The sequence below is a fragment of the Mesorhizobium sp. M1E.F.Ca.ET.041.01.1.1 genome (assembly GCF_003997355.1).
Taxonomy (GTDB): domain Bacteria; phylum Pseudomonadota; class Alphaproteobacteria; order Rhizobiales; family Rhizobiaceae; genus Mesorhizobium.
The window spans coordinates 1-703 of record NZ_RZSL01001171.1; the positions used below are offsets into that span (position 1 = coordinate 1).

A 703-nucleotide genomic window follows, 5' to 3' on the forward strand; every position below is an offset into this window, starting at 1 on the left:
AGGCCTTGCCGGCCGATCACGTGATGCTGTGGGAAGAAGATCTCCTTTTCGCCCCCATTCAGTACCCGCCAACGGGCAATCCGGCGCTCGAGGGTTCGCCTGACGCCATCGGGAACGGCGGCCTCCCCGAACTCGTCTTACATACTCTCGAAAGTGGTGACGGTGAGAATGCCGCTGATCTTCAGCTGCTCTTCCACGCGTGGCCATATCTGTTCCAGGAGGGCGGCCATGGTACGCCAGTGCCGCGGCGCTTCTTCTGGGATAGCAGGCGCGGATTCTTGTCGATCCGGCGCGCACTACGTTCGCTGATACCGGCCTTGGCGGCTGCAACGGCCTGGGTGTGGTGACGACGCCGAGACATGTAACGATGTACCTGTTGATTGGGATGTGGAGGCTAGGCATCGGTACCTATCGCTGCTATGTTCGATAGGTATTCCCATACCACCAGTCCGCGCGCCCCGATCAGAGCTCCCTCGCAGGGGCTTCTGTCGCGCCCGCAGCGGCCATCGTAGTCGTCGCTGAACCGGCCACCGCCGCGCAGTAATGGCTCGTCTAGGGAATTTTTCATCGTGCGGATGATGCGGATCAGCTTTTCGCTCACGCCGCCAAAGCGAAGCCCGAGGTGGGCTGATTGGCAGCTTTTCCCCCTCGGGCCATCGATCGGCTGTGAGGAAGCGGCAAACTGATCGCGCCACATCGACAC

The 703-nt window shown here is 61.5% G+C and carries 1 protein-coding gene and 1 pseudogene; both read right to left on the reverse strand.

All coding sequences use genetic code 11. The features are described from left to right. A pseudogene (locus EOA38_RS40850) lies at window positions 1-361 on the reverse strand (IS21 family transposase); the annotation flags it as partial. 33 nt (window positions 362-394) lie between these two features. Then, window positions 395-703: hypothetical protein (locus EOA38_RS39625; RefSeq protein WP_189435252.1), on the reverse strand; the 309-nt coding region annotated here is incomplete at its 5' end.